This window comes from Streptosporangium vulgare, from assembly GCF_042428775.1.
Taxonomy (GTDB): Bacteria; Actinomycetota; Actinomycetes; order Streptosporangiales; family Streptosporangiaceae; genus Streptosporangium; species Streptosporangium vulgare.
This window is the reverse complement of record NZ_JBHMBS010000207.1, coordinates 1-503: the sequence shown is the minus strand read 5'-3', so window position 1 is coordinate 503 and position 503 is coordinate 1. Positions and strand designations below refer to the sequence as shown.

1 protein-coding gene is annotated in these 503 nt (G+C 66.0%); it reads left to right on the top strand.

All coding sequences use genetic code 11. From position 1 onward, the window contains the following. Position 1: 1 nt before the first annotated feature. Positions 2–503: acyltransferase domain-containing protein (locus ACFFRH_RS44725; RefSeq protein ID WP_386164246.1), on the top strand; the 502-nt coding region annotated here is incomplete at its 3' end.

Here is a 503-nt window from a genome sequence, read left to right as displayed (position 1 = left end):
GATGTCGCTACAGGACGCGGTCGCTCTGGTGGCGGCGCGGGGCCGGCTGATGCAGGCACTCCCCGCAGGCGGAGCGATGGTGGCGTTGCAGGCCACCGAGACCGAAGTACTACCCCTCCTGCCCGCCACCATCTCGATCGCGGCGGTCAACGGCCCCCAAGCCATCGTCATCTCCGGCGACGAGACCGCAGTAACGGAAATATCCGCCCATTTCACCGCCCAAGGGCGTAAGACCCGTCGCCTGCGGGTCAGTCACGCCTTCCACTCGCCCCTGATGGAACCGATGCTGGAGGATTTCCGCCGCATCGCCGAAACCATCACCTACCACCCTCCCGCGATCCCGGTCATCTCCAACCTCACCGGGGAACCGGTCACCGGCTTCACCGCTGATTACTGGGTGCGACATGTGCGCGAAGCGGTGCGCTTCACCGACGGCCTGACCTACCTGCACTCCCACGGAGTGAAGACCTTCATCGAACTGGGCCCCGACGGCGTGCTGTCGG